2 tRNA genes and 3 rRNA genes are annotated in these 5,349 nt (G+C 53.0%); all 5 read left to right on the top strand.

Annotated elements, in window-relative coordinates:
- The first annotated feature begins 249 nt into the window (after window positions 1-249).
- The 5 genes from ACQ4N7_RS29865 to rrf all read left to right on the top strand — a co-directional run bounded on the left by ACQ4N7_RS29865 (window position 250) and on the right by rrf (window position 5,344).
- Window positions 250-1,738, top strand: a 16S ribosomal RNA gene (locus ACQ4N7_RS29865).
- A 159-nt stretch (window positions 1,739-1,897) separates the two neighbouring features.
- Window positions 1,898-1,971, top strand: a tRNA-Ile gene (locus ACQ4N7_RS29860).
- Between the two features lie 6 nt (window positions 1,972-1,977).
- Window positions 1,978-2,053 (top strand) — tRNA-Ala (locus ACQ4N7_RS29855).
- 189 nt (window positions 2,054-2,242) lie between these two features.
- A 23S ribosomal RNA gene (locus ACQ4N7_RS29850) occupies window positions 2,243-5,125 on the top strand.
- Window positions 5,126-5,227: 102 nt separating this feature from the next.
- Window positions 5,228-5,344, top strand: a 5S ribosomal RNA gene (gene rrf / locus ACQ4N7_RS29845).
- The 16S, 23S and 5S rRNA genes sit together here with 2 tRNA genes alongside, the layout of an rRNA operon.
- The last annotated feature ends 5 nt before the right edge of the window (window positions 5,345-5,349 follow it).

Here is a 5,349-nt window from a genome sequence, read left to right as displayed (position 1 = left end):
AAAGCGCCTGAGAAAAGCGGCTCAAATGCGTCGCTCACCGAGGGTTAGCAGCGAACCTCGACAACTACATAGTCTAGAAACAAAGCCAAGGTTCCTGTCAAGGATTAAATTGGTTTAACGATAGCATTCGTGTTGTTGTTAAGTCAAGCAAGATAAAGACAGAACGGATACTGAGGTATCCGGGACATGCTTTTCGGGTCATTTTTCACGAATGGCCAACTGTTATTAGCTTTTTTGAGCTAGATAACTAACATGGAGAGTTTGATCCTGGCTCAGGATGAACGCTGGCGGCGTGCTTAACACATGCAAGTCGAACGGACCCTTCGGGGTTAGTGGCGGACGGGTGAGTAACGCGTGAGGATCTGCCCTTAGGAGGGGAACAACAGTTGGAAACGACTGCTAATGCCCCATATGCCGAGAGGTGAAAAGTTATATCGCCTGAGGATGAACTCGCGTCTGATTAGCTAGTTGGTAGGGTAAAGGCTTACCAAGGCGACGATCAGTAGCTGGTCTAAGAGGATGATCAGCCACACTGGGACTGAGACACGGCCCAGACTCCTACGGGAGGCAGCAGTGGGGAATTTTCCGCAATGGGCGAAAGCCTGACGGAGCAACGCCGCGTGAGGGAGGAAGGCCTTAGGGTTGTAAACCTCTTTTCTCTGGGAAGAAGACCTGACGGTACCAGAGGAATAAGCCTCGGCTAACTCCGTGCCAGCAGCCGCGGTAAGACGGAGGAGGCAAGCGTTATCCGGAATTATTGGGCGTAAAGCGTCCGCAGGCGGCTAATTAAGTCTGTTGTCAAAGGTCACAGCTCAACTGTGGATCGGCAATGGAAACTGGTTAGCTAGAGTGTGGTAGGGGTAGAGGGAATTCCCGGTGTAGCGGTGAAATGCGTAGATATCGGGAAGAACACCAGTGGCGAAGGCGCTCTACTGGGCCACAACTGACGCTGAGGGACGAAAGCTAGGGGAGCGAAAGGGATTAGATACCCCTGTAGTCCTAGCTGTAAACGATGGATACTAGGTGTTGGACGTATCGACCCGTGCAGTACCGTAGCTAACGCGTTAAGTATCCCGCCTGGGGAGTACGCACGCAAGTGTGAAACTCAAAGGAATTGACGGGGGCCCGCACAAGCGGTGGAGGATGTGGTTTAATTCGATGCAACGCGAAGAACCTTACCAAGGCTTGACATGTCGCGAATCCTTCAGAGATGAGGGAGTGCCTTCGGGAGCGCGAACACAGGTGGTGCATGGCTGTCGTCAGCTCGTGTCGTGAGATGTTGGGTTAAGTCCCGCAACGAGCGCAACCCTCGTTTTTAGTTGCCATCATTAAGTTGGGCACTCTAAAGAGACTGCCGGGGACAACTCGGAGGAAGGTGGGGACGACGTCAAGTCATCATGCCCCTTACGTCTTGGGCTACACACGTCCTACAATGCTACAGACAGAGGGCAGCGAGCGCGCGAGTGCAAGCAAATCCCATAAACTGTGGCTCAGTTCAGATTGCAGGCTGCAACTCGCCTGCATGAAGGCGGAATCGCTAGTAATCGCAGGTCAGCATACTGCGGTGAATACGTTCCCGGGCCTTGTACACACCGCCCGTCACACCATGGGAGTTGGCCACGCCCGAAGTCGTTACTCTAACCGTTCGCGGAGGAGGGCGCCGAAGGCAGGGCTGATGACTGGGGTGAAGTCGTAACAAGGTAGCCGTACCGGAAGGTGTGGCTGGATCACCTCCTTTTAGGGAGACCTACCCTTGATAACTCCGAACCACACTGAATTAGGAGTATTGAGTGGTCACTCTAGGTCGGTCAGGGCTTTGAGTAAAGTTTCTAGACTATGGTTGAGGTTTATTTCTCACCTTTTGCTCTTGATAGAGAAGGGTAGAGGAACAAAACCCGGGCTATTAGCTCAGGTGGTTAGAGCGCACCCCTGATAAGGGTGAGGTCCCTGGTTCGAGTCCAGGATGGCCCACTGCGTGGGGGTTTAGCTCAGCTGGTAGAGCGCCTGCTTTGCAAGCAGGATGTCAGCGGTTCGAGTCCGCTAACCTCCACCACGAAAGCATGGGATTGAATTCAGCACGGTGTGTTTTGGTGATAGCCAAGGCATAGTCTGCTGGGTGAGAGCCTAGCAAAGAACCTTGAAAACTGAATACGAGAGAAGTGTAAGGTAGTACACACAGAACATTCAAAGTTCGTTGAGAGAAGAGTGAACTTGATTAGTTTTGATTAACTAATCGAGAGAAGGTCAAGCTACAACGGGCTCACGGTGGATACCTAGGCACGCAGAGGCGAAGAAGGACGTGGTTACCGACGATACGCTTCGGGGAGCTGGAAGCAAGCCTTGATCCGAAGATTTCCGAATGGGGCAACCCTTAGTACGGCCACCTGAATCCATAGGGTGGCGCGAGCGAACGCAGCGAACTGAAACATCTTAGTAGCTGTAGGAAGAGAAAGAAAACTCGATTCCCGTAGTAGCGGCGAGCGAACTGGGAAGAGCCTAAACCAGTGGTTTTTACCACTGGGGTTGTGGGACAGCGATATGGACTCGAGCGGTTAGACGAAGCATTGGAATGATGCACCAGAGAAGGTGAAAGTCCTGTAGTCGAAAACTTAACGATACTAGCTGAATCCCGAGTAGCACGGGGCACGAGAAATCCCGTGTGAATCCGCGAGGACCACCTCGTAAGGCTAAATACTCCTGCGTGACCGATAGTGAACCAGTACCGCGAGGGAAAGGTGAAAAGAACCCCGGGAGGGGAGTGAAATAGAACATGAAACCGTGAGCCTACAAGCAGTTAGAGCACGATTAAACGTGTGATAGCGTGCCTGTTGAAGAATGAGCCGGCGACTTATAGGGTCTGGCAGGTTAAAGCGGAAATGCTGAAGCCAAAGCGAAAGCGAGTCTGAATAGGGCGATAGTCAGATTTTATAGACCCGAACCCGGGTGATCTAACCATGGCCAGGATGAAGCTTGGGTGATACCAAGTGGAGGTCCGAACCGACTGGCGTTGAAAAGCCAGCGGATGAGCTGTGGTTAGGGGTGAAATGCCAATCGAACCCGGAGCTAGCTGGTTCTCCTCGAAATGTGTTGAGGCACAGCGGTAGTGATTATATACGGGGGGTAAAGCACTGATTCGGTGCGGGCTGCGAGAGCGGTACCAAATCGAGTCAAACTCAGAATACCCGTAGCACACACTGCCAGTCAGACGGTGGGGGATAAGCTTCATCGTCGAAAGGGAAACAGCCCAGACCACCAGCTAAGGTCCCCAAGTTAATGCTAAGTGGGAAAGGAGGTGGGATTGCAGAGACAACCAGGAGGTTTGCCTAGAAGCAGCCATCCTTAAAAGAGTGCGTAATAGCTCACTGGTCAAGCGATCCTGCGCCGAAAATGAACGGGACTAAGCATTACACCGAAGCTGTGGACTTGTACTTGTACAAGTGGTAGAGGAGCGTTCTGTACGAGTTGAAGCGTTAGCGAGAGCAGGCGTGGATTGTACAGAAGTGAGAATGTCGGCTTAAGTAGCGAAAATGTAGGTGAGAATCCTACACCCCGAAATCCCAAGGGTTCCTCCGGAAGGCTCGTCCGCGGAGGGTTAGTCGGGACCTAAGGCGAGGCCGAAAGGCGTAGTCGATGGACAACGGATTAATATTTCCGTACCTGATTTGGATTGTGGCGGGGGACGGAGAAGGCTAAGACAGCCGGATGATGGTTACCGGTTTAAGCTATCGAGGTGATGAGAGACGGCGAAAACGTCTTGAGCTGAGAAGCGAGTACGACCCGTTACGACGGGGAAGTGTCTGATGTCAGGCTTCCAAGAAAAGCCCGAACCACGTTAATTCAAATTGGCCCGTACCCTAAACCGACACAGGTGGGAAGGTAGAGTATACCCAGGGGCGCGAGATAACTCTCTCTAAGGAACTCGGCAAAATGGCCCCGTAACTTCGGGAGAAGGGGTGCCACCGAGAGGTGGTCGCAGTGAAGAGTCCCAGGCGACTGTTTACCAAAAACACAGGTCTCCGCTAAGTCGCAAGACGATGTATGGGGGCTGACGCCTGCCCAGTGCCGGAAGGTTAAGGAAGTTGGTCAGGCTCTTCGGAGCTGAAGCTAGCGACTGAAGCCCCGGTGAACGGCGGCCGTAACTATAACGGTCCTAAGGTAGCGAAATTCCTTGTCGGGTAAGTTCCGACCCGCACGAAAGGCGTAACGATCTGGGAGCTGTCTCGGAGAGAGGCTCGGCGAAATAGGAATGTCTGTGAAGATACGGACTACCTGCACCCGGACAGAAAGACCCTATGAAGCTTTACTGTAGCTTGGTATTGGGTTCGGGCTTTGATTGCGCAGGATAGGTGGGAGACTATGAAGCAGCCCTTGTGGGGGTTGTGGAGTCACTGGTGAGATACCACTCTATCAAGGCTAGAATTCTAACGTTGACCCGTTATCCGGGCAGCGGACAGTATCAGGTGGGCAGTTTGACTGGGGCGGTCGCCTCCTAAATGGTAACGGAGGCGCGCAAAGGTTCCCTCAGGCTGGTTGGAAATCAGCCAACGAGTGTAAAGGCATAAGGGAGCTTGACTGCGAGACTGACAAGTCGAGCAGGTACGAAAGTAGGCCTTAGTGATCCGACGGTTCCGCGTGGAAGGGCCGTCGCTCAACGGATAAAAGTTACTCTAGGGATAACAGGCTGATCTCCCCCAAGAGTTCACATCGACGGGGAGGTTTGGCACCTCGATGTCGGCTCATCGCAACCTGGGGCTGTAGTCGGTCCCAAGGGTTGGGCTGTTCGCCCATTAAAGCGGTACGTGAGCTGGGTTCAGAACGTCGTGAGACAGTTCGGTCCATATCCGGTGCAGGCGTAGGAACATTGAGAGGAGTCTTCCTTAGTACGAGAGGACCGGGAAGAACGCACCGCTGGTGTACCTGTTATCGTGCCAACGGTAAACGCAGGGTAGCCAAGTGCGGAGTGGATAACCGCTGAAAGCATCTAAGTGGGAAGCCCACCTCAAGATGAGTGTTCCCATGGCATAAGCCAGTAAGGTCACGGGTAGACCACCCGTTGATAGGCGCTAGATGGAAGTCCAGCAATGGATGTAGTCGAGGCGTACTAACAGACCGAGGGCTTGACCTCATCATCTCCTAACTCAACGTCAACTAACAATGGCTGTGTGTGCAGCCGCAGCGCTTCTCTCGATTCAGTTCTTCAAGGAACTCCAACAACAATTAAAGCTTTCCTGGTGTCTTTGGCGCTGTGGACCCACTCTGACCCATCCCGAACTCAGACGTGAAACGCAGCTGCGGCGAAGATAGTGAGGGGGTTGCCCCTTGTCAAAATAGCTCGATGCCAGGTCCCTA

It is taken from the genome of Nodosilinea sp. AN01ver1 (assembly GCF_050565655.1).
GTDB lineage: Bacteria > Cyanobacteriota > Cyanobacteriia > Phormidesmidales > Phormidesmidaceae > Nodosilinea.
The sequence above is the reverse complement of the archived record's forward strand: the minus strand, read 5'-3'. Positions and strand labels throughout refer to the sequence as shown.